Below are 24,443 nucleotides of genomic sequence, written 5' to 3' on the forward strand. Positions count from 1 at the left end.
ATCGGCGCCCGTCACTGCGGCGTGACGTGGGCGGTGGCCACCGTCTGGCGCCACTTGTCGGCGTCTTGCGCGATGGTTCGGGAAAACTGTTCCGGCGTGTCCCGGATGGCCACGTAGCCCAGCGCCGTGATGGCGTCGGCGACCGCGCGCTGGCTGGCCACGGCGGCGTACAGCCGCTGCAGGCGTTGCAGGACGTCCACCGGGGTCTTGGCCGGGGCCAGCAGGCCGAACCATTCGACCGATTCGAATCCCGGATAGCCGCTTTCGGCCACGGTGGGCACGCCGGGCAGGCTGGCCACGCGGTCCAGGCTGGTCACGGCCAGCACCCGGATGTCGCCCTTGCCCAGCTGCGGCATGACCTGGCCCAGCGCCATGAAGGCCATCTGCAAGCGGCCGGCGCTGAGATCGGTCAGCACCTCGGCATTGCCCTTGTAGGGAATGTGCGTGATGTCGATGGCCGCGCGCTGGCGGAACATCTCGCCGGTCAGGTGGATGATCGACCCGATGCCGGCCGAACCAAAATTGATCGTGCCGGGCTTGGCGCGGGCCAGTGCCACCAGGTCAGCCACCGATCGCGCGGGCAGCTTGCCGTGCACCACCAGCGCCAGCGGGCCGGTCATGGCCCGGCCCACGGGCTGGAACGAGGTATGTGCGTCATACGGCAGCGAGGCATACAGTGCCGGCGCCACCGTGAGCGTGCTGGTGCCGGCCCACAACAGGGTGTAGCCGTCGGGCCTGGCGCGGGCCGCAATGCCGCCGCCGGTGGCGCCGCCCGCGCCGGGGCGGTTCTCGACAATGACCGGCTTGCCGGCTTCGCGGGCCATGGCTTGCGCGAACAACCGGGCGGTCACATCCGTCGGCCCGCCCGCCGAGAACGGCACGATCAGCGTGATGGGCCGGTCGGGAAATTCCTGCGGCCACGCCGCGCACGGCGCCAGCCCGATCAGGACAGCCAGGGCGCAAGCCGGCAACGGCCCGCGGCGCAAGGGCCGGGCCGGGAATGAAAAGATGGGCATGATGCCGCTCCTGTGACGACCGGCAGGCGCGCCGGCGCAAATCAAGGGGACTGCGGTCAGGGGTGTGCCGAGAGACCGCCCTGGCCCGGCACGCGTTCGGCCCAACCGCCGAACAGCGGCTGGGTCGCGTCCGGCGGCGGCAGGTGCTGGCCATTGCCGGTCACGCGCAGCAGTTCCCAGGCCAGGCACAGGTTGGACGACAGCACCGGCTTGCCGGTCAGCGCCGCCACGCGCTGTATGGCCGGCAGCGTCGGCATGCCCGTGCCCGAGAACAGCACTGCGTCGGCGTCCTGCCAGCGCAAGGCGTCGACTGCCGCCATGACGGTGGGCGTGGTGATGGCATAGATGGCGCGGGTATCGGCGGTATCGAGATCGATGGCGGCCGTGTCGGCCACGACGATGCCGGCCGCCGCCCAATAGGCCTGGCACAGTGCGGTCATCCAGGCCGGATACGGTGACACCAGCGCGATGCGCCGGATGCCCAGATGCGCAAACGCAGACTTGATGGCTTGCGACGCCGTCACCACGGGATAGCCATGGCGAACCTCAAGCGCGTCCAGGCGGCGCCGTTCGAGCTCGGGGTCGATCAGGTACGAGCTGCCCGTGCAGGCGTAGCCCGCGGCATCCAGCGGCGCGGTGTCAAAGCTGTCCAGCGTGTGGCCCAGGTTGCCGAAGTAATCCGTCAGGCGGGTGCGAGAATCGGTGCGACTGCCGGTGAGGCGCGACGACAGCATCGTGAATCCGCCGGGCAGCAGCGCGGCAAGCTCGGGTTCCACCACGGTGTTGGCTTGCGGAATCAGAATGCCGATGAGGCCATTCCTGCCGTATTCGCGCTGCGGCTGCGGGCTTGAAATCGTTTGCGTGGTCATCTGCCTGCCCCTTTGATCTTGTTGGGATGCAGGGCATTCTAGGCACCGAAAAGCACGCGGCCTACTAAGGAATTTTGATACCCCCCATCATCAAAAGCCACCTACCGGCCAGATGGCCTACAGCCCCTGCATCAGCCTTCACGAAAACTTAACCCCCCCTGCCCGGCGCGGCGTTGAGCGCCGTGCGCCGCCGCCCTATAGTGCGGCCGAGATCAGCCCGACACGGGGCGGCAAGGAGCGTCACATGAGCAGCATCGAACACGGAAAGCGCAGGTTGATGGGGCTGACGGTGGCCGGCGGCGCGTTGGCATCGCTGCGCCTGCGTCCCGCGATGGCGCAGGCCGAATGGCGCCCCGCCACGGTCGTCAGGCTGATCAACGGTTTCAGCCCGGGCGGGTCCGCCGACCAGCTGTGCCGGGTGCTGGCGCAGCCCCTGGCGGCGCGGCTGGGCCAGCCGGTGATCGTCGAAACCCGCACGGGCTCGGGCGGTTTCGTGGCGGCATCGGCCGTGGCCCGGTCGGCGGCCGACGGCCACACGCTGGGCCTGGCCACCATGGGCATGCTGACGATCTCGTCGCAATTGCGCGGGCTGACGCTGCCGTTGGACGTGCAGAAAGACCTGACGCCGATCTGCGGCGTGGCGGGCATCTATTCGCTGCTGGTGGCCTCGCCGCAGGCGCCGTTTCGCGACGTGCCCGAATTGATCGCCTATGCCAAGGCCAACCCGGGCAAGCTGTCGTACGCGTCCACCGGCATCGGGTCCGCGCCCAATCTGGCGGCCGAACTGTTCCGCAGCCAGGCCGGCGTCAACATCGTCCACATTCCGTACAAAGGCGGTTCGCAGGCGGTGGTGGACCTGATCGCCGGCCGCGTCGACATGCTGATCGGCAACCTGCCCGATTTCCTGCCGCAGGTGCGCGGCGGGCAGATCCGGCCCATCGCCTTTGCCGGCGAACGCGCCGCGCCGGAATTGCCCGACGTTCCATTGATCAAGCAATGGCTTCCCGGCTACAGTGTCACGAACTGGTTCGGCATCGTTGCGCCCGCCGGGCTCAAGCCCGACGTGCTGCAAGCCTGGAGCCAGGCGTTGCAGCAGGTTCTGGCAGAGCCGGACACGCGCAGCCGCATGACCGAGCTGGGCATGGAGATCATGGGCGGATCGCCGCAGGCGTTCCGCGAACGTATCGACCAGGATCGCGAGCGCTGGAGCGCGGTGATCAAAAGCGCGAATATCACACTGGAATGAGCATCTGCCATGTCATTGCCCGCGCAGCCCGGCCCCACTCCCCCCGATGATGTCCGGCGCAGGCTCGAGGCCTTTCGCCAGCAACGCGGCTACCTGCTGCCCCACCAGGGTGCGCTGGCCGCGGCGCTGCCGGCCTTGCAGGATGCCTACGGCCCGTTCTATCGCACCCTGGTGCAAGAGCCGCAGCACCTGACCGCCTTCGAAAGCGAATTTGTCTGGCTGGTGCTGCTGACCGCCGCAGGCGAAGCGCTGGGCACCCACCACGTCGACCTGTTCTACCGCCATGGCGGCACCGGCCGGCAGGCGCAGGCGGCGTTTCGCGTGGCGGCCTGGTCGGCGGGCACCGGCGCCTATGCCTTTCTGGACCGCCACTGGCAAAGCCACTTTCCCGACGTGCCCGCTGCCGCGGCCTACCAGGATGCGATGCGCACGCTGCTGGCTGGCCTGGACGTGCCTGAAGAACTGGCGCGGCTGGCGCTGCTGTCAGCGCATTCGGCGCGCTCGGACCACTGGGGCGTCGAGCAGGCGATCCGCGCCTGCTACGCTGCCGGCGTGGCCGAGCCGCGCATGGTGCAGGCGCTGAGCCTGGCGCTGTGGCCCTGCGGCATCAATCGCTTCATCGAAGCCTGCGATATCTGGCTGGCGCTGATGCAGGCCGGCGCGGTGACGCCATCGCCCAGTTTCCAGGCCTGGGCCGACACGCCGGACCAGCACGGCAGTGCCGTGGCCACGCACGATCAACGCTAGCTTCGGGCGGACCGCCGGTCCGCCACGCCGGCAGACGGGGGCATCATGGAACTACGCCAGCTACGCTACTTCGTCGCCATCGTCGAACACGGTTCCATGGGCCGCGCGGCGCTGGCCCTGGGCGTGGCCACGGCGGCGCTCAGCCAGCAGGTGTCGCGCCTGGAGGGCGAGCTGGGCGTGCGGCTGCTGCTGCGCCAGGTGCAAGGCACCACCCCCACCGCGGCCGGCGAGGCTTTCCTGCGCCGTGCGCGGCAGATATTGCGCCAGACCGAATTGGCCGCCGAAGAAGCGCGCGGCGCCCGCCTGACCGGCTCGGCCACGCTGGGCTTCACCCCGGCCACGGCGGCCGTGCTGGGCGGGCCGCTGCTGCAAGGCATGCGCGAGCGCTATCCCGAAGTCCGGCTGCATCTGGTCGAGGCGTTTTCCGGCTTTCTGTCGCAGATGCTCAATGCCCGCAAGCTGGACCTGGCGGTGGTGTTCCAGACCGACATCGCGCAGCGCTGGCACTGCACCCCGATCCTGCGCGAAAGCCTGTTTGCCATCTGCTCGCCGGCCTCGCCCCACGGCTTTGCGGGGTCCAGCGTGCGGCTGGAAGACCTGGCCGACAAGCCCTTGCTGCTGCCCAGCCGCGCCCACGGCCTGCGCCTGCTGCTGGACGTGGCGTTTTCGCAGATCGGCTGCGCGCCGCGCATCGAAGCCGAAATCGACTCCCTGGGCCTGCTGCTGGAAGCCGTGCGGCTGGGCTACGGCGTGACCATTCAGCAAAGCGCCGTGGCGTCCTGCTCGCCGCGCCCCGGGCTCAGTTTCGCGCGCATCGCCAACACCGGCGTCGGCGTGCAGAACGTGCTGGTGAACCTGGCAGAGGAAGAAGCCTCGCCTGCCGTCGCCGTGACGGGCAAGATGGTGTTCGAAGTGGCGCGCAAGCTGGTCACCGACCGGCACTGGGTCGGGGCCACGCTGGGCGACGGCCCGGGCGCGGGCCTAACGGCCTGAACCGGCCTTGGCCGCCAGCCGCGCGCTGACCCGCCGCACCAGGGTGCAATAGTGCTCGGCAGCCGGGGTCAGCGGCAGGCCCGTGCGCCGCACGATGCAGATGGGCGGCGCCGGCAAGGCTTCGCGCACCTTGATTTCCTGCAGCACGCCATGCAGCAGCGGATGCTGCAACCACTGGATCGGCAGCATCATCAGCAGGTCCGAGTTGACCAGCGCTGTCAGGAACGTCAGGGCGGACTGCGCCTTCATGGCCAGCCGCGGCGCGGGCAACCCGTGCTTTTCGAACAAGGGGCCGAGTTCTTCCTCGGCCTTGTGGGTGATGGACGTGGTGATCCATTCGGCGCCGACCAGGTCGCGCAGCGAGCGGGCCTGCGCCAGCGGGTGGTCTTTGCGGCCCAGGATGACGCGGGTGTTGTCGAACAACTTTTCGGATTGCAGCTCGCCCGGCACGCGCGCGGGCACGGGGCCGATGTAGAAGTCCAGCGCGCCGTCCAGGAGCGATGCCTCGGCCAGGGGATAGACCCCGTCGATGATTTCCAGGTGGGTGTCGGGATAGCGGGCGCGAAACGGCTTGAGCACGTCGGCGAACAGGCCCAGGTGCGGCGCGGTGGACATGCACAGCGCCACCCGGCCATGCGTGGCGCCGCGCATCTGCTCGATTTCGTCACGCGCGCGTTCGATCTCGTGGCGGATGGCGCTGGCGCGCCGCAGGAACACTTCGCCGGTGGGCGTCAGGCGCAGGCCCTTGGTGTGGCGTTCGAACAGCGCCACGCCCAGTTCCTTTTCCAGCTCGTGGATGCTGCGGGTGATGGCCGGCTGGGCCAGTCCCAGGTGGCGCGCCGCCGCCCGCACGCCGCCCCGTTCTGCCACTGCCAGGAAGTCACGCAAGGTGTTCAGTTTCATCGCTGGGGCCACTCCGCCAAAGTGATGCGAATCCGGTATCGGTAAGACAATTTTGCCATCTTTCGGTATCTATCGGGGGGTTCTAGGATTCCGTCCAGGCGTCGCCATCCGAGCGGCCGGCACAGGAGACAACACCGTGCAACAGCAGGCATCGTTTCGAGTGGTGATCGTGGGTGCGGGGCCGGCCGGACTGGGCCTGGCCATCGAGCTGGGCGTGCGCGGCATTCCGTGCCTGCTGATCGAACGCAACGACCGCGTGGGCTACGCGCCGCGCGCCAAGACCACCAACGTGCGCACCCGCGAACACCTGCGCCGCTGGGGCATCGCCGACCGCCTGCGCGCGGCCTCGCCGCTGGGCGTGGACTACCCGTCGAACGTGGTGTTCTGCACCCGGCTGGCGGGCATGGAACTGGCGCGCCACGAAAACGCCATGTACTGCGCGCCGGGCCGCAACCCGCTCTACGCCGAGCATGCGCAATGGATTCCGCAGTACACGCTGGAAGAAACGCTGCGCGCCTACGCCCAGTCGTTGCCGTGCGTGCAGATCCGCTTCAACTGTGAACTGCTGGATGTGTCGCAGCATCCGGCCGGGGTGCAGGTACGCATGCGCGAGGGCGTCGATGGCAGCGAACGGCAGGTCCAGGCCGACTACCTGGTGGGTGCGGACGGTGCGCGCAGCAAGGTCCGCGAGCTGATCGGCGCGCGCATGGCAGGCCGCTATGGCCTGTCGCGCAACTTCAACATCGTATTTCGGGCGCCAGGCCTGGATCGGGCGCACGGCCTGGGGCCGGCGATCATGTACTGGCAGGTCAACCGCGACGTGCCCAGCCTGATCGGCCCGATGGATCGGGGCGACACCTGGTTCTTCATGCCGACCCACGCCGACGGCCACGGCCGCATCGACGACGTGGACGTGGCCGCCTTGATCGGCCGCGCCACCGGCATCGACCTGCCCTACGAAGTCTTGAGCCGCGACGAATGGGTGGCGAGCAAGCTGCTGGCCGACCGCTACCGCCGCGGCCGCATCTTCCTGGTGGGCGATGCCTGCCACCAGCACCCTCCGTTCGGCGGCTACGGCATGAACATGGGCATCGCCGACAGCGTGGACCTGGGCTGGAAACTGGCCGCCACGCTGCAAGGCTGGGGCGGGCCGGCGCTGCTCGACAGCTACGAGGCCGAACGCCGGCCGCTGCACCAGTGGGTGCTGGACGAGGCCGAGGTCAATCACGCCACGCTGGGCAACCAGCTGCTGGCCGACGGCATCGAAGACACCGGGCCAACCGGCCAGCGTATCCGCCAGGAAATCCGCGCACGCATCGAAGTGGAAAAGATGCGCGAGTTCGCGACGCTGGGGGTGGTGCTGGGCTATCGCTACGACGATTCGCCAGTGATCGCCGGCGACGCCGGCCCGGCGCCCGAGCGCGACTTCATCAACTACGTACCCAGTTCCCGCCCCGGCGCGCGCGCGCCGCACCTGTGGCTGCACGACGGCAGTTCGCTGTACGACCACTTCGGCTTCGGCTTCACGTTGCTGGCCGCGCAGTCCGTGCCACCGGGCGAACTGGAAGAGATCCGCGGCGAGGCCCGCGCCCACAGGCTGCCGTTCACCATCATCCAGCCGCGCGAAGGCGCCGTGGCCGGCCACTACCCTGCCCGGCTGACCTTGATCCGGCCGGACCAGCAGGTGGCCTGGCGCGGCGACGGCTGGCCGGGCGCAAGCCTGTTCGCCCACGTCACGGGCGCCACGACCTTCAGGAGCGCGCCATGATGCCTTCCACCGCTGCCGTGCATTCCGTCAACCGTTACGTCATGTCCGTGCCGGACTTGAATGCGGCCGAACGCTTCTACCGCCACTTCGGCCTGGACGTGCGCGCCACCCCGGGCCGGCTGGACCTGTACGCGGCAGGCCATCGCCATTGCTGGGCCTCCGTGTACGCCAATGGCGGCGGCGACAAGCAGCTGGAATACGTGAGCTTCGGGCTCTACGAGCACGACGTGGCCGAGATGCAGGCGCGCGTGGCGGCGCTGGGAGTGGCGACGGATCCGCATCCGCTATCGGACGGCGACGGTCTCTGGCTGCGCAATCCCGACGGCCTGCCGATCCAGCTGATCAAGGCGCCCAAGGTGTCGCCCGATGCCAAATCGCTGCCCTTGCCGCACGCAGCCGTGCCCACTGGCGAACGCGCGGCCGGCCTGCGCAGCCAGGCCGCCCAGGTGCGTCCGCGGCGTCTGTCGCACGTGCTGTTCTTCACGCCCGATGTGTCGCGCATGGTGGAGTTTGCGATACGGGTGCTGGGCCTGCGGCTGTCGGACCGGTCGGGCGACCTGGTGGCTTTCCTGCATGGCCCGCACGGGTCCGACCACCACCTGGTGGCCTTTGCCAAGTCCACCCACGCCGGGCTGCACCATTCCAGCTGGGACGTGGGCAGCATCGACGAGGTCGGCGCGGGCGCCGAGCAGATGCGCGCGGCGGGTTACGCCGAAGGCTGGGGCCTGGGCCGGCACGTGCTGGGATCGAACTACTTCCATTACGTGCAGGACCCCTGGGGCAGCTACGCCGAATACTCGTTCGATATCGATCACATCCCGGCGGGCCTGGCCTGGACCGCGGCGGACCACCCGCCGGAAGATGCGCTGTACCTGTGGGGCCCGGCGGTGCCGGACGCCTTTTTCATCAATCATGAACGGGCGCGAACCTGAAGGAGCCCCTGATGCGATTCATCACCTTTTCCGTTGGCGACAGCGGCGCCCATTTGGGCCTGCGGCGGGACGCCGACCACCTTGTCGACCTGACCGCGGCCGGCCTGCCCCGCCACCTGGAGGCGCTGCTGGCGCAAGGCGACGAGGGCTTGCGCGCCGCGGCGCAGCACCTGGCGGCGGCGCGCCACGTGCTGCCGCTGTCGCAGGTGCGCATACTGCCGCCGCTGACGCGGCCGGGCAAGGCGCTGGCGATCGGCCTGAACTACCGCGACCATGCGGCCGAAAGCCAGTTCGATGCGCCCGCGTACCCGGTGGTGTTCGCGCGTTACCCGTCGTCGTGGGTGGCGCACGGCGAGGCGCTGGTGTGCCCGCGGGTGTCGACGCAGTTCGACTACGAGGCCGAGCTGGTCGCGGTGATCGGCAAGGCCGGCCGCCACATCCCGGCCGAACGGGCGCTGGACCACGTGGCCGGGTATTCGATATTCAACGAGGGGTCGGTGCGCGATTTTCAGCTGCGCACCAATCAGTGGACGCTGGGCAAGAACTTCGACGCCAGCGGCGCCTTCGGTCCCGAATTCGTCACGCGCGACGAACTGCCGGGCGGCGCGCGCGGCCTGCGCATCCAGTGCCGGCTGAACGGCCAGACCTTGCAGGACGCCAATACGGCGGACATGATTTTCGACGTCGCGACCCTGGTGGCCGCATGTTCGCAAGCCATGACGCTGCACCCCGGCGATCTCATCATCACCGGCACGCCCGCCGGGGTCGGGCTGGCCCGGTCGCCGCAGGTCTGGATGAAGCCGGGCGACGTCTGCGAAGTGGAAATCGAACAGCTGGGCGTACTGCGCAACCCTGTCGTTGCCGAAGCCTGACTGTCGACAACAAGAACATAGATCCAGGAGACAACCATGACCACCCTTGTGAATGCCGCGGGCGCGGACCAGGCGGTAGCCGGCTTTCGCAGCAGGGTCCTGCCCTTGCTGTTCGCCGGCTACCTGCTCAACTTCATCGACCGCACCAACATCAGCTATGCGCAGTTGCAGATGGGCAGCGACATCGGCCTGTCGCTGGCCGCCTATGGCTTTGGCGCGGGCCTGTTCTTCTTCGGCTATGCCTGCGTCTGCGTGCCGGCCAACCTGGCCCTGCAACGGGTCGGCATCCAGCGCTGGCTGGCTTTCGTCTTTCTCAGCTGGGGCCTGGTGGCCTGCCTGATGTCCACCGTACAGGGCGAAAAGTCGTTCTACGCCATGCGTTTTCTGCTCGGCCTGACCGAAGGCGGCTTCATTCCCGCGGTGAACTTCTACATCACCTCGTGGATTCCGCCGCGCTATCGCAGCCGGCTGAATTCGGTGTTCATCATGGCGCTACCCGTGGCGATGATCATCGGCGGGCCGCTGGCCGGCGGGCTGATGGGCATCAACGCCGGCATGGCCGGCTGGCGCTGGCTGTTCCTGCTGGAAGGTTTGCCGACGGTGCTGCTGGGCCTGGCGGTGCTGCGCTATCTGCCCGCCACGCCGGCCGACGCCCGCTGGCTCAACGACGCCCAGCGCCAATCGCTGCAGGCGGTGATGGCCAGTGAAACGGCGGGCAGCGCGCCTGCCGCCCAGGCATCGTGGCGCCATGGCTTCCAGGTGTTTCGCCAGCCGCTCTTGTGGGGTCTGTTGCTGATCCTGCTGATCGCGTACGCGGCGACCTTCGCCCTGGCCTATTTCCTGCCGCTCATCCTGAAGAATCTGTACCACATCACGCCCTTGCAGATCGGCTCGGCGCTGATGATTCCGAACCTGGTGGCGGCCGTGTTCAGCTACCTGGTGGGCCGCAGCAGCGAGCGCAGCGGCGATGTGCGCTGGCACCTGGCGGCCGTGTGCCTGGCCGGCGCGGGCGGCTTTCTGCTGCTGCCCAGCGCGGCCGTGGCGTCGATTGCCGCCTTCCTGGCCGTGGTGTCGCTCATCACCGGCTACACCATCGCCTACTACGGGCCGCTGAACGCCGCTATCCAGAACCGGATCGGCGCCCATGCCGGGCCGCTGGCCCTGGTGACCAGCATCGGCGCACTTGGCGGATTCTTCGGCCCCACGCTGACCGGTTGGGTCATGCAGCAGACGGGTGGAGAATGGCAGCTGGCCGCCTGGATCTTCGCGTTGACCACCCTGGCCAGCGCGGCGCTGGCGGTCATCTGCGTGCGCAACGCCCGGGCCGGCGTCAAGCCGCTGGCCGCCTCGAAGGCCTGACCCGTTCATCGCACCGACTGCAACCAGGAGACAAAAAAATGACCAACGACCCGATCAAGACCGCCGTCGTCACCGGCGGCGCCAGCGGCATCGGCCAGGAATGCGCCAGGCAACTGCGCGAGGACGGCTGGCGGGTGGCGGTGTGGGACCGCGCGGGCAATGGCGATGATCCCGCGGTGGACGTGGCCGATTACGCCAGCGTCGCGGCCGCTGCCCGCCGGCTGGATGGCGTGGACCTGCTGGTCAACGCCGCGGGCATCGCGGGCGGACGCGAACCCGTGGCCGACAAGGACCCGGCCGAATGGGCGCAGGTGCTGGCCGTGAACCTGACCGGCACCTTCCACTGCGCCCACGCCCTGTATCCCCACCTGAAGGCGCGCCGCGGCGTGGTCGTCAACATCGCGTCGGTCGCCGGCATCACCATGATGAAGGGCCGCGCGCACTATGCCGTGTCCAAGGCCGGGGTGGCGACTCTGACCCGGTCGCTGGCCAATGAGTGGGCGGCGGACGGCATCCGCGTCCTGGCGGTGGCGCCGGGCTACGTGAAGACGCAGATGATCGAACGTTCGATCGAGGCGGGCGAGCTGGACGAAGGCAAGCTGGCGGCGATGCATCCGCTGAACCGGCTGGCCTCGCCCCAGGAAATCGCCGCCGCGATGATCGCGCTGGCCAAGCCGCCCTTCCTGTTCATGACCGGCAGCGTGGTGCTGATCGATGGCGGGCTGACGCTGGGGAAATAGGCTGCCCGTCGCTATAGCCGACCGCGTCAAAAACTGACTGCCAGCCCCACCGAGAAGCCGGACACCCCCGTGCCGAACACATACCGGCCCACCAGCCGGGTCCGCGTCACGATGACGTTGTAGGCGCTGGAATCCAGTTCCAGCCCGGCGCCCACCGACGTCAGGCGGTCAAAGCCCAGCACGCCGCGCTGGTCGCCCAGGAACTCGGAATGGGTCAGTTCCAGCACGTAGCGCAACGGCCGCTGCAGCATCGTCAGCCCCGTGGGCGCCCGGTAGCGCGCCCACAGGTTGGCCGACTGGGCGATGGCGTTGCCCTGCACGGCGGCCGAACTGGAAAAGCTTTTCAAGCGGATGTCCGAATAGCGCAGTTCGACATCCACCTCGTAGCCCGGCCGGTAATGCTCGTAGTCCAGCATCAGCGAGCCGCCCAGGCCGTAGGCGTTCAGCGAGCCCTTGTCCAGGAACGTCACGTCCTGCCCGGTCTTTTGCCCCACGTACCAGCTGGCCGCGCGCAGGTCGCTGGTGACGTTGCCCAGGGCGACGTTGAAAATCGGCCGCAGCTTCAGTTCGTCGGCCAGCTTGAAATCCCAGCCGATGCCGCCCGTGGCCGACACGCTGTTCCATTTGGTCGGTATCTTGCGGGTTTCGGCGCCCTGCGAGGCAATGAAGGTGGGGTCATAGCGGCTGGCGGCCAGCACGCCTTCCAGGTAGATGGGCACCGATTTCGAGATCGTGTCGCCGCCGCCCAGCTGGGTCATGAAGAATTCGGTCGAGCCGGACGTGGTGCCGCCGCCCGAACCGATCGACAGCGAACTGGTGGTGATGTCGGGCACGATGGACAGCGACATGATCGCCAGCACGCCGTTGGCGCGCTTTTGCAGATCGTCGTGGTTCAACCTGACCGTGGGTTGCGCGGCGGCGTCGGCGCCCACGGCGCAGACCTGCGTCGCGATCAGCCAGGGCAACAGGCGCTTGATCATGATGGTCTCCGGGCGCCGTCATTGCGCGGCGGGCATCGCGCCGCCCATCGCCTGGCGCTGCGCCAGCAGCAAGGCGTCGCTCTGGTCGATGCGGATGGCCCCGATGCGCGGAAATTCGAAGTCGATGATGATGTACAGCGCAGCGGTCATCACCAGCGCGTAGATCACCTGGTGAAACAAGGTGGCGCGCCTGGCCTGGGCCAGGTTCAGGCCGATCAGGCAGGCGCAGATCAGCGCCAGGAACCCCAAAAAGAGATAGGTCATGACCGGGGGATGGACTTTCTGGGCGACGGTCTGGGCGCTGGCCACGTCGAACATGTCGTTCACGGCGGCGATGTATGACGCGGCAAACGGCGGCGCGGTATTGCGCGCAGCGGCCATCGAGCGGGTCCAGATGTCTTTTTGCAGCGCGCCGACCTGGACGGCGATCTGGTCGCGGTGGTCCAGGTCGGCGACATGCCGGTAATAGTTGACGCGTTCGTCCACGTAGCGCCGGAACTGGTCGCGCAGCTGGGGCTGGTCCACGGTGTCGAGCAGGTCGATGCGCAACCAGGCCGTGCCGATGGCGTTGACTTCGCTTACCAGCAGGTTGCGCCGGTCCGCCATGCGCTGCGCGGCGCCGGAAAAGGTGAAGGCGATCAACAGGCCCAGCAAGGCGAACACCGAGGCCTCGATGGCGGCGGACCCCGCCTTGCCGTGATCGTCCGCATCGCCATGGCGGCCCAGGGCCTGCCCCAGGCGGATGGCCGCGAGCAACAGGAAGAAAAAGACGATGGCGCCGGCGGCCAGCACAAGTGAATAGTTCAAGATGCCACTCCTACGCGGGGTCGGTGTTCGGGGAAGGGTCAAGCTGCCAGAGCGTGACCCGGTCACGCCCGGCCTGCTTGGATTGATACAGCGCCTGGTCCGCGCGCTGGATGACGGCCTGGGGCGAGGCGCCCTGCTGCGGCCACAACGCCACGCCGACCGACACGGTGACCGGGCCCACGCCCGGCGGCATGGCCGCGCCCGCCACGCGCTTGCGCAGGCGTTCGGCCGCCAGCCGCGCCGCCGTCGCCGACGACACGGGAACCAGCACCACGAATTCCTCGCCGCCCACGCGAAAGGGGCTGTCCTGCTGCCGCACGCCCTCTTCCAGGGCCCGGGCAACCGCGATCAGCACCTGGTCGCCGGCAGGATGCCCGTGGGTGTCGTTGATCTGCTTGAAATGGTCCAGGTCCAACGCAATGACGGCAAAGGGGCTGCCCGCCGCCACCAGCATGTCGATGCGCTGGCGCATGGCGCGGCGGTTACGCAGGCCGGTCATGGGGTCCGTCATCGACTCGGTATTCAGGCGGCCCACCTCTTGCCGATGCTGGGCCACGGTGGCGGCCAGCGCCTGGCGCAGACGGTCGGCCTCGAAGTACCAGGTTCTCATGGACAGCGCCCGGGCGCCGTCCTGGCTTACGGCGCCCGCGCTGTCCATCGCTCGGGCCAGGCGGGCCAGCGGGCGGGCGATGGCGTAGGCCAGGACGCACACCAGCAGCAGGGTCAGCCCGACGGCGGGAATGGCGAATCGCAGCGATTCGCCCAGCAGGGTCTTGACGGGAGACAGCGCCTGGTCGAGCGGCCGCTGCACCACCACGGCCCATTTGCCGCGGGTCATCGCCGCGTAGCCCACCAGCATCCGACTGCCCGATGCGTCTTGCAGGTCGACGGCGCCCGACGGCGCGCCCGGCGCCAGCGCGGCCCGCAGCGACGCGATCAGGCCGGCGTCGGGGCCGCCGTCGCCATGGTGGTACAGCACCTGGCCCGCGACGTTGACCAGGTACACCGACGTGCCGTCGGCATAGGCATGGCGGCCGACCAACCGGTCCAGCCGGCTGCCGCGTTCGAGGATCACGACGGCCGCCACGAATCCTTTGGGCGTGGCGGCGGGGCCCATGATCGGCTCTACCAGCGTCAGCGCGCCGAACGCGGTATTGGCCAGGCAGCACGGCATGACCCATTCCCCGGCCCGCAGCTGGTTCACGCCCAGCGCGGCCAGCGTGTCGACGGCGGCCAGCGGCGTGGGCGTCGGGCCGAACCGGGCCGTGATGGTGCCGGCGGCATCGGCCAGCAAGACGGCGGATACGCCCTGCGCGGGGCCGATGATCGGCGACAGATCGCCGCTTGACGGCACCGTCGGCATCTCGGCCAGGCGCGGCACCGCAGCCTGCAACTGACGGTGCTGCGCGTCCACGTACAGGTCGATGACTTCGGCAAGCTTTTCGGCGTAGGCCCGATTCGAATCCAGCACAGTCGTGATGACCTGCGCCTTCTGTACCAGGTAGCCGGCAAAGAGCGCGTTGGAAAACCCGATCACCACGCTGGCCACGGCCAGTGCGATCAGCACGGTGAGCAAGCTTGTTTTGCGTCGTGTGGCCATCCCCGCCCTCACCTGTCCCTTTGATGCCTCATTCGGCCGCGCCGCCCGTGAACCAGCGTAGATAGGGGTTGTCCCGGCTGACTGCCGCCAGCCGGCCCGCGTTGCGCGCCCAGGCTTCGCGGTTGCCGTCGTACGCCGCCAGCGCGCTTTGATAGAACAGATCCAGCCCATCGCGTTCACGTTCGATGGCCTGCGCCAGGGCCGGATCCGATCCGGCCAGCGGAGCCGGGGTGCGCAGCGCCAGCAGCGCCGGCAGCGTGCGTGAGATTTCGCGCGGGCGCACCCAGGTGGCATATTCGATGGCCGGCCGGTCGTCGGACACGGCTGGCGTGGCCCCGGCGAAACGGGCCAGTCCCGCGCGGTCAGTCACCCAGGTGGCCAGCAAGGCGGCCGCCGAGCCGACGCCGACCTCGGCCAGCGCGGTGGCGACGGCCGGTGCGGCGTAGCGGTCGGCAATGCGCCGGGCATCGAGCGGCAGCGGATCCATCGACCCGACCAGCAGCATTTCGTGCAGCTCGGTCGTCCACAAGGACGCATGCGGGAACACGTTGATGAAGCTGGCCACCAGGGCCCGCGTGTCGTCCAGGTTCTGCGTGGGCAGCGGCAGCCACTGGGCGACGATGCCCTGCGGCTGCAAGCGCGTGGCGGCCAGCGCATAGAAGTCCTGCGAGTACAGGTTGACCACGCCGGCCGCCGAGGGCGGCGGCGGTTCGAGGGTGATGAGGTCGTAGCGTTCGGCGCTGCCCAGCAGTTCGCGGCGTCCGTCGCGCAGGCGCCGCTGCAGGCCGGGGTCTTGCGACGCGCCGTAGCTGCCGTGGAACAGCGGCGCGGCATGCAGTACCGCGGGCAACAGTTCGGCCACCACGCGGCGTTCCAGCCCGGGATAGCGCGACAAGGCGCCCGCCGTGATGCCGGTGCCATAGCCGATCACCAGGGCCGAGCGCGGTTCGCCGGCATGCACGATCAGCGGCAACAGGGCCTGCAGGCGCATGTAGCGCAGTGACGGCATGGCGTCGCCCGAATTGGACACCCCCTGGATATACAGGCGGCGAAAGCGTTGCGTGCCCTGCCCTTGCTCCACCACCGCCACCGTGCCGCCGTGGTTTTCCTCGTAGAACACCAGGTCGCCGCCTTGCGCGCCCGGCAGCAGGCGGGCCAGGTGCTGGATGGGGATTGCCGCGCCCAGGATCACCGCCGCGCCGGCCAGGGCCACGCCCAGGCCCTTGGTCATCGACGATGCCGGACGCGCCTGCCAGATGGCCGCCACGCCCACGACGCAGGCCACCACCGTCAGCAGCGCCAGGCTGCGCACCGTGCCCAGGTGGGGCAGCAAGACAAACCCGGTCAAGGCGGTGCCGGCGATGCCGCCCAGCGTGTTGCAGGCCAGCACCGCGCCAGCCCCCTGCCCGCGGCGCTGCGGCGGCACGGCCAGGCGCAGCACGGCGGGAAATGCCGCGCCCAGCAGCAAGGTGGGCAGCAGCACCACGGCGCCGGCTGCCACGGCAAAGCGCGCGCTCATGCCGGCCAGGGGGCTGCCCGTCCAACCCAGGATGGCCGCCTCGGCCACCCCCTGGGCACTGATGAGCCAGCGGCCCAACAAGGCGGTTTCGATCAGCGCCAGCAGGCCGGCCCCGGCGATCAGGAAGCCGAAGACGCGCCACGGGTCGCCCAGCGCGCGTTCCCAGCGGGCATACAGCGCGGCGCCGATCGTCAGCCCCGCCAGGTACACCGCCAGCACGATCGAGAACGCAAAGGCCCGGGTGCTCATGAATGGCACGACCATCTGCGACCAGAGCACTTCGTAGCCCATGGCCACGGCGCCCGCGACGGCGTACAGGCCCAGCGCGAGCCGGGCCTGGCGGGACAGGGCTTCCCGCGGGCCGTGCACGGGTGACGGCGCCGGCGCGTCGGCAGCGTGCGCATGGCGCCGGTCGAGCGCCCACGCGCCCGCAGCCGCCGCCAGGTTCAGGCAGGCCGCCGCCCAGGCGCTGCCGCGCACGCCCAGGGCCGGAATCAGGAAAAAAGCCGGTAACAGCGCGCCAATGATCGCGCCGCCCGTATTGGCGGCATAGAGCGTGGCGCCCGCGCGGCCGATGCGCGCGGCACCCGTGGCGCGCAGCAGCACGGGCAAGGTGCCGCCCATGAAAAACGGCGCGATGCCCACGATCACGACAATCGCCAGCCATGCCAGGCCGGGGCTGATCGCCTGGCCTTGCGCAAACGCCGCGGCGCCCTGCCCCAGCGCCAGCGTGACGCCGATGCCCAGCGCGGCAATCGCCCCTTCAATGGCCGCGTACAGCCGGAACGGGCGCGCACTGGCATCCGCCCGTCGGCCCAGTACCCAGCTGCCGGCCGCCAGGCCCAGGAAAAAGGCCCCCACCGCCACCGCAATCGCGTGCACCTCGACGCCGACGATCAGCGACAGTTGCTTGATCCACAGAATCTGGAAGACCAGCGCCGCGACCCCCGACAGGGCCAGCAAGGCGGCCGCGGGCCACAGGGCCGTGCCGGCCTGCGCGGCCTCGCCCCTGCCGTGAAGCGATGTCATCGGGCGCACAGAGGCTGTCATCGTCGGGTCCTTGTCCAGGGAAAGTCATTGCGCGGATGCGGCCGCACGCCGCATCCGCCCGTCACGCCTTACTTGCCTTGCTTCTTGGCCTGCTGCTCGAAGTACTCGTCGATCTGCTTGTCCACCGCCTTCTGCACCTGGTCGGTGCTGAAGCTGGGCGGATTCTGGCTGGGCGGCCATTCCACGAAGGTCTGCAGGAATTCGCCCGCCTTGGCCGAGCCGACGAAGGCCAGATAGGCGTTCTTGGTCAGCCAGTCGTTGTACTGATCGGACACGATATCGGCGCGCTCATAGGGGTCCATGCGCAGGTTGAACACCTTGGGTACCCGCAGGCAGACGAACGGCTCCTTCCACACCGCAAATCCGCCTGGCGCCTTCTGTTCGCAGAACACGACCTTCCAGTTGTCGAACCGCATCGCCACCAGCAGGCCGTCGTCGTTGAAGTAATAGAAGTCGTCGCGGGCGCTCTTGGGGTCCTTGCCCGTCAGGTACGCCAGCTGGTTGTAGCCGTCCAGGTGCACCTTGTAGTCGCGGTTGGCGCCGCCGGGCCGCCAGCCCTTGAGCAAGCGGTCTTTCACGCCGTCGTCCCCGGCCGCGGCCAGCAGGGTCGGAAACCAGTCCAGGCCTGAGACGATGTCGTTCTTGACCGTGCCGGGTTCGATGTGGCCCGGCCAGCGGATCATCGCCGGCACGCGGAAGGCGCCTTCCCAGTTCGAGTCTTTCTCGCTGCGGAACGGCGTGGTGGCGGCGTCGGGCCAACTGAACTGATTGGGCCCGTTGTCCGTCGTGTAGATCACGATGGTGTCCTTGGTGATGCCCAGGTCATCCAGTTTCTTCAACAGCTTGCCGACATCCTGGTCGTGTTCCCACATGCCGTCGGCGTAGTCATTGCCCGGCATGCCGCTCTTGCCCTGATGCTCTGGCCGGATGTGGGTGAACATGTGCATGCGCGTGGTGTTCATCCACACAAAGAACGGCTTGTCTTCCTTGCCGTGCTTGTCCAGATAGTCCAGCGCCGCGCCGACGGTTTCGTCGTCGATGGTCTCCATGCGCTTGGTGGTCAGGGCGCCGGTGTCCTCGATCTTGCCGTCGGCCGAGGCCCGGATCACGCCACGCGGCATGTATGCCTTGATGACGGGGTCTTTCGAGTCCTTGGGGAAATAAGGCCGTTCGGGTTCTTCCTCGGCATTCAGGTGGTAAAGATTGCCGAAGAAGACGTCAAAGCCGTGCTTGGTGGGCAGGTATTCGTCGCGGTCGCCCAGGTGGTTCTTGCCGAACTGGGCGGTGTTGTAGCCCTGCCCCTTCAGGGCGGTGGCAATGGTGATGTCGCGGTCCTGCAAGCCCACCGGCGCGCCCGGAATGCCCACCTTGGACAAGCCGGTGCGGCGGGCGGACTGCCCGGTGATGAACGTCGACCGCCCCGCCGTGCAGCTGTTTTCGGCGTAGTAGTCGGTGAAGATCGCGCCCTCGTTGGCAATGCGGTCGATGTTCGGCGTGCGGTAGCCGACCACGCCGCGCGTGTACGCACTGATATTGGCCTGGCCGACGTCATCGCCGAAGATGACGAGAATGTTCGGCTTCTTGCCGGATGCCTGCGCCGAGGGGCTGGACGGCTGCGCACTCTGGGCCTGCGCGTGTGCCCCTCCCATTACCGCAAGCCCGCTGGCGGCCACCAGCGCCGCTCCCAACCATCGTCTTGCTTTCATGACTGCTCTCCTCGCCCATAGGGGCCGTATGTACTCCCGGTACAGCTCGATCAAGGGGTGTCGAAGGCGTAGATGCGGCGCCATTCCGTTTTCATGTCCACGACCGTCCAGCCGCTGCGGCGCGCTTCGTCCAGCGCGCGGTCCAGCCGGCCGATGTCGGAATCGCGGTCGTAGGCCCATTCGCGCTGGGCATCGGTGTGGTGGACGATGCCGGCAAAGCGCTTGCCCGGGCCGGCGGCGGTCCACTGCAGCATCTGCAGGTCGCCGTCCGAATTGCCGAACGCCAGCAGCGGGCGCCGGCCGATGTAGCGCTGGATGGCTACCGGTTTGCCGGGGCCGTCGTCGTTGAATTCCAGCTTGCCCTGGCGCCACAGCACGGGCTGGCCGCCGCGCTGCTCGAAGGTGGTGACGAAGCTGCTGCCGATGACTTGTTCGGGGGGTATGCCGTAGGCGGCCTGGGCCCAGGGGCGCATGAATTCCGTCTCGCCGCCGGACACGATGTAGGTCTTGAAGCCATGCGCGCGCAGGTAATCCAGCAATTCGCGCATCGGCGCATAGGTCATCGCGGTATAGGGCTGATTGAAACGCGGGTGCCGCGTGGTGGCCGTCCACTGGGTGACGCTTTGGGTGAAGTCGTCGACGCTCATCTGCGTGTGGGTGGCGCCGATGATCTTGAACAGGCCCGCCTGGCCCGACTTGGCCAGCGCGGCCTTGTCGCCTTCGATGGCTGCCTTGAACGGCTGGCGGGTCGCCCATTCGGGGTGCTGCGGCGCCATGGCCTTGATGCGGTCCAGGGCGAACAGCACCTGGAAGTACAAGGGCTGCTCGGACCACAGCGTGCCGTCGTTGTCGAACACGGCAATGCGCGCGTCGGTCGCCACGAAGTCCGGGCTGCCCGGCTGCGTCACGGCCTGCACGAAGTCGAGGATGGCGGTGCGCGACGGCCCCTCGTTCCAGGAAGGCAATGCCGCCGCGGGCGTAACCGCTTTCTGGGGCGACGCGCAGGCGGCCAGCAGCAGCATCGCAGCGATGCCCGCCCATTGCGCCGCCCAGCGCCGCACCCGCTGTCCAAGGATCGCTTGCATCATGCACTCCCCTGCGCCCCGGGGCGCGGTCGTCGTTCATCGGGCGCCTGCGGATTCAACGCGCCAGGCAAGGAATACGGGGCGAGCGGCGCGCGCCGGGTTCGCCAGGTGTGCCGCCATGCGCGGGATGCCTGGCCCAGCGTCTGGCGCCACGCCGTGCCCGCGGGTGGTGCGCCATAGGCGCTGCGCAACACGTCGGCTGCGATACGGCGCGCGTCGTCGCCCAACGGCGCCACGCCAGTGCGCAAGTCGTGCGCGCCGGCCGCCAGGCGCAGCCAGCGATAGAAGGCGGTCAAAGAGGCGGTCTGGGAAGCCGTCTTGAAAACGGTCTGGCCGCGCGCCTCGCGCTGCCAGGCGCGCCAATGCCAGGCTTCGCTTGCGCGTCTTGCCGCCAGCGCGTGTTCGGTACGCTGGCGCAATCGGCGGCCCAGTGCCCGCCAGCGCGGCCCGGTCAGCCACGCCACGGCAATGGCCGCCAGCAGCGCCGCGCCCCATTGCATCCAGGCGGCGGGAATCACCCAGCGCAGGCCATGGCGCAGATGGGCCAGGTCATCGGCCAACGAGAAAGGCGGCGTGGCTTTCGGCGCGGCGGCGACCGTGAATTCGCGGCCAGGCAGTTCCGCCTGCGCCGGCTGGCCGGTGGCCTCGTCGCGCCACCGCACGGTGATCGCCGGCAGGCGGTAGGAACCGGCCTGCTGCGCCACGTAATCGGCGCGGTCGATGCGCTGCCCGCCCACGAATTGGCCGCGGCCGTCGTTCAGCGGCGTCACCTGGGGTTCAAGCGGATAGCGTGTGAATCCCGGCACGTCGGGCATGACGGTCGCGGGCAGCATCAGCGCGGGTACGCCGGGCGCGCGCTGGGTGATGGTCCGCGTGATGCGGCCGCCGACCACCAGCGGATCGGGCGCCAGCGAAAAGTCTTGCGTTACCGCCAGCTGGGTCGATACCAGGCCGGGCGCTTCGGTCGCGGCTGGCGCGGCCACGGCAAACGTCAGGGGTTGGCTCGTTCCTGACGCGATGTCGTTGTGCGGCCCGACCTGCGCGGTCACCGCCAGCGCGGGCACCTGCACGGCGCCCGCGGCCGTGGGGCTCAGCAGATAGGTGTAGCGCAGCCCGCTGTAGGCCACGCCGTCGATGTTGTCGCGCCGCAGTTCGCCCTGCCCCGTCGGCGGCGTGACCGCGATGCCCGGCAGGTCCAGCGCGGGCAATTGCGGCGGTTGCGTGAACCAGGTGGGCGTCATGACGTCCAGGTGCAGCTGCAGCGTCGTGCCGATGCGCACCTGGGCCGGCGCTTGCAGGCTGGCGGTGACGCGCAAGGCGGGCGCGGGCTGGGGTTGGGGCTGGCGTTGGGATTGGGCAAGCGCGGCTTGGGCGAACGCCAAGCCGGATAGCGCCAGCGCCAGGAAGCACGCCAGGTTGCGCCACGGCCCAGGTCTGCGCCAGGTCGTCATGGGCGCACCCCTGCGGCGTTTGTCGGGGCCTTGGTGGCGGAATTCGTGGCGGAATTCGCGGCGGCATCTTCCACCGCAAACCGGCCACGCAGGAAGCGGGCCGGCGACAGCGTCAGGTTGTTCAGCCATTGTTCTTCCGAGGCCGCCTGCGCCACGGGCGCGGCGGTCTTCTGGCCCTGCCTGGCAGACTGGTCGGCGATGGTCTGGTCGGGCCGCTCGGCGACATCCCCTTGAGCCTCCTGAGTCATCGCCGCCAGCAGTCGCTGGACGATGCCGCGGTTCACCACGGCGGCATCCCAGCCCGGCGCCAGGGCCAATGCCCGGTCGTAGGCGGCCAGCGCCGCGTCGTACTGGCGCAGCCGCGTCTGCGTGTTGCCGACGTAGAACCGGCCTTCGGCGCTATCCACCTTGGAAAACGCGGCGAGCGCGGTGGGGTAGTCCCCCGCCTGGTACGCGGCCCGGCCTTTCCAGTACGGGTCCTGGAAGCGCTGCGCGGCCTCGTCGTAATGGCCTTGGTCGAATGCCAGGCGGCCTTGCTGGTCCGCGGTCAGGAAGGCATCGGCCAGCGGATTGGCGCGCGTGTCCGCAGGCGCGCCCAGCGAGACGGCCAGCACAACAGCGGCCGTCCAGCCGACATTCCAGCCGCGCCGCACCGCCAGCAGCGCCAGCAGGGCCAGCGGCCAGCACAGCCAATAGCCCGCGTCGCGCCAGTGAATGGCGCCCGAGCGGACGTCTTGCACCGCCTGGAAATGCTGCTGGGCGTGCAGCGAAATCCAGTCCAGGTCGTCGGGGCTGCGCGTCAGGCTGCCCAGCGGCGCACCCGCGGCGCTGGCCAAGCCCCGCAGCGCAGCCTGGTCCAGGCCGGTCTGCCCCACCGCCATCACCAGCACCTGCAGATCCTCCGCCTGCTGCGCGCGCTGGCGCACCGCGCCGAACCGGCTGGCATCCGCCCCGTCGGTCAGCAACAGCAACGTGCCGCCCGCCCGTTCAGCCGCCAGCACTTGCGCCGCCAGGCCAATGGCGCCGGCCGCATCCCTGCCCTGCGGCCCGATCAGGTCCGACGCCAGCGCCTGCGCAAACAGGTCCAGCAGATGCGTGTCGTCCGTGGGGGGCAAGACCAGGTGGCTACTGCCGGCATAGGCGATCAGGCCGGTCTTGGCGCCCGCGCGCCGGGCCGCCAGGTCGCGCACCAGGTGCTTGGCCGCTTCCAGCCGCGACGGCGGTACATCAGAACCATCCATGGACGGCCCCAAGGCCACCGCGACGATCAGCGGCGCCACGTTGTCCAGGAAATCGGGCTGGTCCCGCTGCCACGCCGGCCCGGCCGCGGCCAGTGATCCCACGGCCAGGAGGGCGGCCAAAGCATCGATCGGCCGCGGCCCGCGGCTGCCCGGCGTACGCACGAGCAGGTACGGCAACAGCGCGGGCGCGATCCGGCTGCCCCGGCCGGCGGCCACCCGGTCGCCGCGGCCGGACCACCCTGCCAGCGCGGCCGCCAGCAGGCCCAGCAGCCACCACGGGCGCAGGAAATGAAAGGCGCTCAGGTCGACGTCCATGAGGCCTCCTCGTTGCGTACGCGCCGGTCGGCGCGCGGCCGTTGGCCCGCCAGCGCGGCAATGCCGTGCCAGGCCGTCAACAGGCACAGCGCCAGGCCAAGCGGCAACCAGAAATAGTCGCGCTTGGGCTGGTGCCGCAGCGTGTTGACCTCCTGCGGGGTGATGCGGTCCAGCGTGGCGTACACCGCTTGCAGGCTGGCCAGGTCCTCTGCCTGGAAGAATTGCCCGCCGGTCGCCCGGGCGATGCCTTGCAGCACGTTGAAATCAGCCCGATCTTCGCCGGTGGCAGCCGGGTCGCCGATGCCGATGGTGTGCACCGTGATGTGGTGCGTCTTGGCCAGGGCCGCCGCGCGCGCGGGCGGCACGGCGCTGCCGGTGTCGTTGCCGTCGGTCAGCAGGATCAGCACCTTGTCCCGCTCCTTGGCCGCGTCCAGCATGCGGATGCCCAGCCCGATGGCATCGCCCAGCGCCGTGTTGGGCCCGGCCATGCCGACCTCGGTGCGGTCCAGCAGCAGGCGCAGCGCAACGTGGTCTTCGGTCAACGGCGCTTGCGGATAGGCGCCCGTGCCGAACACGATCAGCCCCAGCCGGTCGTTCGCGCGTTTGTCGATGAAGTCGGCCACCACCGCCTTGACCGCTCGCCAGCGGCTCTGCGGCTGCCCCTGCGGGTCGTGAAAATCGGCGGTGTCCATCGACTGCGAGATATCGACAGCCAGCAGCACGTCGCGCACCGCCTGCGTGTGCGTCAGCGGCGGCTCGACCCACTGCGGCCGCGCCAGCGCCAGCACCAGCAGCAGCCACACGGCCACGTTCAGCCATAGCTGGCCGCGCCGGATGCGCACGCCGGGGCGCGACGGCGTCTGGCCGGTGAGCGCGGCGACGGTATCGAAGAACGGCACGCGCAGCGCGCTGCGGGGCTGCACGTAGACCGGCAGCCAGCGATAGGCGGCCAGCGCCAGAGGCGCCGCGGCGAGCAGCCAGGGGTAATCAAGGCGCCACATGGTGATTCACCATCCAGGCGCGACAGGACTGGATCAACTGCGTCAGGGCGGCGCGGTCCAACTGGCGCACGGCCTCGTCCGGCGCATAGGCCAATTGGGTCAGCAACTGCGGCGCATCGCCCGGAAAGCGCTGCCCTGCGCTGCGTTCCAGGTACGCAAGCCAGGCTGCGCCGGCCAGCGGCGCGACCTGGGCGCGCGCCGTGGCGGGCTGCGCGGCCAGCGCCGTGCGCTTGAGCAAGGCCG

General features: G+C 69.3%; 21 protein-coding genes. 8 read left to right on the plus strand and 13 right to left on the minus strand.

Features of this window, described 5'->3' with window-relative positions; genetic code table 11:
• Positions 1–11: 11 nt before the first annotated feature.
• Positions 12–1,016 (minus strand): Bug family tripartite tricarboxylate transporter substrate binding protein, encoded by a 1,005-nt coding sequence (locus HV798_RS15430; protein WP_175192903.1) that lies wholly within the window; start codon positions 1,014–1,016, stop codon positions 12–14.
• Between the two features lie 56 nt (positions 1,017–1,072).
• The gene (locus HV798_RS15435) at positions 1,073–1,885 is read right to left on the minus strand and encodes a maleate cis-trans isomerase family protein (protein WP_175192902.1); all 813 of its coding nucleotides are present in this window, start codon (positions 1,883–1,885) and stop codon (positions 1,073–1,075) included.
• Positions 1,886–2,129: 244 nt separating this feature from the next.
• Here HV798_RS15435 and HV798_RS15440 point away from each other — a divergent pair, with 244 nt between their 5' ends.
• From HV798_RS15440 to HV798_RS15450, 3 genes are read left to right on the plus strand one after another with little or no spacing between them, the layout of a single operon-like run.
• Entirely contained in the window at positions 2,130–3,131 is a 1,002-nt protein-coding gene (locus tag HV798_RS15440) for a Bug family tripartite tricarboxylate transporter substrate binding protein (RefSeq protein WP_175192901.1), read from the plus strand.
• A 9-nt stretch (positions 3,132–3,140) separates the two neighbouring features.
• A complete protein-coding gene (locus tag HV798_RS15445; protein ID WP_175192900.1) occupies positions 3,141–3,878 on the plus strand; it encodes a hypothetical protein in 738 nt (245 codons plus the stop codon).
• 45 nt (positions 3,879–3,923) lie between these two features.
• On the plus strand, positions 3,924–4,871 hold the full coding sequence (locus HV798_RS15450; protein ID WP_175192899.1) for a LysR substrate-binding domain-containing protein: 948 nt from the start codon (positions 3,924–3,926) through the stop codon (positions 4,869–4,871).
• Here the strand turns inward: HV798_RS15450 and HV798_RS15455 are convergent.
• Complete coding sequence (locus HV798_RS15455; protein WP_175192898.1) at positions 4,860–5,774, minus strand: LysR substrate-binding domain-containing protein; 915 nt, start codon at positions 5,772–5,774, stop codon at positions 4,860–4,862. The genes HV798_RS15450 and HV798_RS15455 overlap by 12 nt on opposite strands.
• Positions 5,775–5,910: 136 nt before the next feature.
• Between HV798_RS15455 and HV798_RS15460 the strand changes: the two genes are divergently transcribed.
• The 5 genes from HV798_RS15460 to HV798_RS15480 are packed head-to-tail and all read left to right on the plus strand — an operon-like array spanning position 5,911 to position 11,445.
• Positions 5,911–7,542 carry an FAD-dependent monooxygenase gene (locus HV798_RS15460; RefSeq protein WP_246288831.1) on the plus strand — a complete coding sequence of 544 codons (1,632 nt, stop codon included), beginning with the start codon at positions 5,911–5,913 and terminating at the stop codon, positions 7,540–7,542.
• On the plus strand, positions 7,539–8,474 hold the full coding sequence (locus HV798_RS15465; RefSeq protein ID WP_175192897.1) for a VOC family protein: 936 nt from the start codon (positions 7,539–7,541) through the stop codon (positions 8,472–8,474). The genes HV798_RS15460 and HV798_RS15465 overlap by 4 nt, the downstream gene beginning before the upstream one ends.
• 11 nt (positions 8,475–8,485) lie before the next feature.
• Complete coding sequence (locus HV798_RS15470; protein ID WP_175192896.1) at positions 8,486–9,346, plus strand: fumarylacetoacetate hydrolase family protein; 861 nt, start codon at positions 8,486–8,488, stop codon at positions 9,344–9,346.
• A gap of 36 nt (positions 9,347–9,382) precedes the next feature.
• Complete coding sequence (locus tag HV798_RS15475) at positions 9,383–10,705, plus strand: MFS transporter (RefSeq protein ID WP_175192895.1); 1,323 nt, start codon at positions 9,383–9,385, stop codon at positions 10,703–10,705.
• Positions 10,706–10,743: 38 nt separating this feature from the next.
• The gene (locus tag HV798_RS15480; RefSeq protein WP_175192894.1) at positions 10,744–11,445 is read left to right on the plus strand and encodes an SDR family NAD(P)-dependent oxidoreductase; all 702 of its coding nucleotides are present in this window, start codon (positions 10,744–10,746) and stop codon (positions 11,443–11,445) included.
• A 26-nt stretch (positions 11,446–11,471) separates the two neighbouring features.
• On the opposite strand, the gene HV798_RS15485 is transcribed toward HV798_RS15480, so the two are convergent.
• The 10 genes from HV798_RS15485 to HV798_RS15530 form a co-directional block, all read right to left on the minus strand.
• Entirely contained in the window at positions 11,472–12,425 is a 954-nt protein-coding gene (locus HV798_RS15485; protein WP_175192893.1) for a hypothetical protein, read from the minus strand.
• A gap of 18 nt (positions 12,426–12,443) precedes the next feature.
• Entirely contained in the window at positions 12,444–13,232 is a 789-nt protein-coding gene (locus tag HV798_RS15490) for a bestrophin-like domain (RefSeq protein ID WP_175192892.1), read from the minus strand.
• Between the two features lie 10 nt (positions 13,233–13,242).
• Positions 13,243–14,799 carry a GGDEF domain-containing protein gene (locus tag HV798_RS15495; protein ID WP_246288837.1) on the minus strand — a complete coding sequence of 519 codons (1,557 nt, stop codon included), beginning with the start codon at positions 14,797–14,799 and terminating at the stop codon, positions 13,243–13,245.
• A 61-nt stretch (positions 14,800–14,860) separates the two neighbouring features.
• Positions 14,861–17,380 (minus strand): fused MFS/spermidine synthase, encoded by a 2,520-nt coding sequence (locus HV798_RS15500; RefSeq protein WP_175192890.1) that lies wholly within the window; start codon positions 17,378–17,380, stop codon positions 14,861–14,863.
• 89 nt (positions 17,381–17,469) lie between these two features.
• Positions 17,470–19,107 (minus strand): arylsulfatase, encoded by a 1,638-nt coding sequence (locus HV798_RS15505; RefSeq protein WP_175192889.1) that lies wholly within the window; start codon positions 19,105–19,107, stop codon positions 17,470–17,472.
• Positions 19,108–19,157: 50 nt separating this feature from the next.
• Entirely contained in the window at positions 19,158–20,192 is a 1,035-nt protein-coding gene (locus tag HV798_RS15510; RefSeq protein ID WP_175193059.1) for an HAD family hydrolase, read from the minus strand.
• Complete coding sequence (locus tag HV798_RS15515) at positions 20,192–21,643, minus strand: BatD family protein (RefSeq protein WP_175192888.1); 1,452 nt, start codon at positions 21,641–21,643, stop codon at positions 20,192–20,194. Before HV798_RS15515 ends, HV798_RS15510 begins: the two co-directional genes overlap by 1 nt.
• Positions 21,640–23,199: a VWA domain-containing protein gene (locus HV798_RS15520; RefSeq protein WP_175192887.1), complete on the minus strand. Its 1,560-nt coding sequence runs from the start codon at positions 23,197–23,199 to the stop codon at positions 21,640–21,642. Before HV798_RS15520 ends, HV798_RS15515 begins: the two co-directional genes overlap by 4 nt.
• On the minus strand, positions 23,184–24,200 hold the full coding sequence (locus HV798_RS15525; protein ID WP_175192886.1) for a vWA domain-containing protein: 1,017 nt from the start codon (positions 24,198–24,200) through the stop codon (positions 23,184–23,186). Before HV798_RS15525 ends, HV798_RS15520 begins: the two co-directional genes overlap by 16 nt.
• Positions 24,187–24,443: DUF4381 domain-containing protein (locus tag HV798_RS15530; protein WP_175216470.1), on the minus strand; the 257-nt coding region annotated here is incomplete at its 5' end. The genes HV798_RS15530 and HV798_RS15525, both read right to left, overlap by 14 nt.

This window comes from Achromobacter deleyi, from assembly GCF_902859705.1.
Lineage (GTDB): Bacteria > Pseudomonadota > Gammaproteobacteria > Burkholderiales > Burkholderiaceae_B > Achromobacter > Achromobacter deleyi.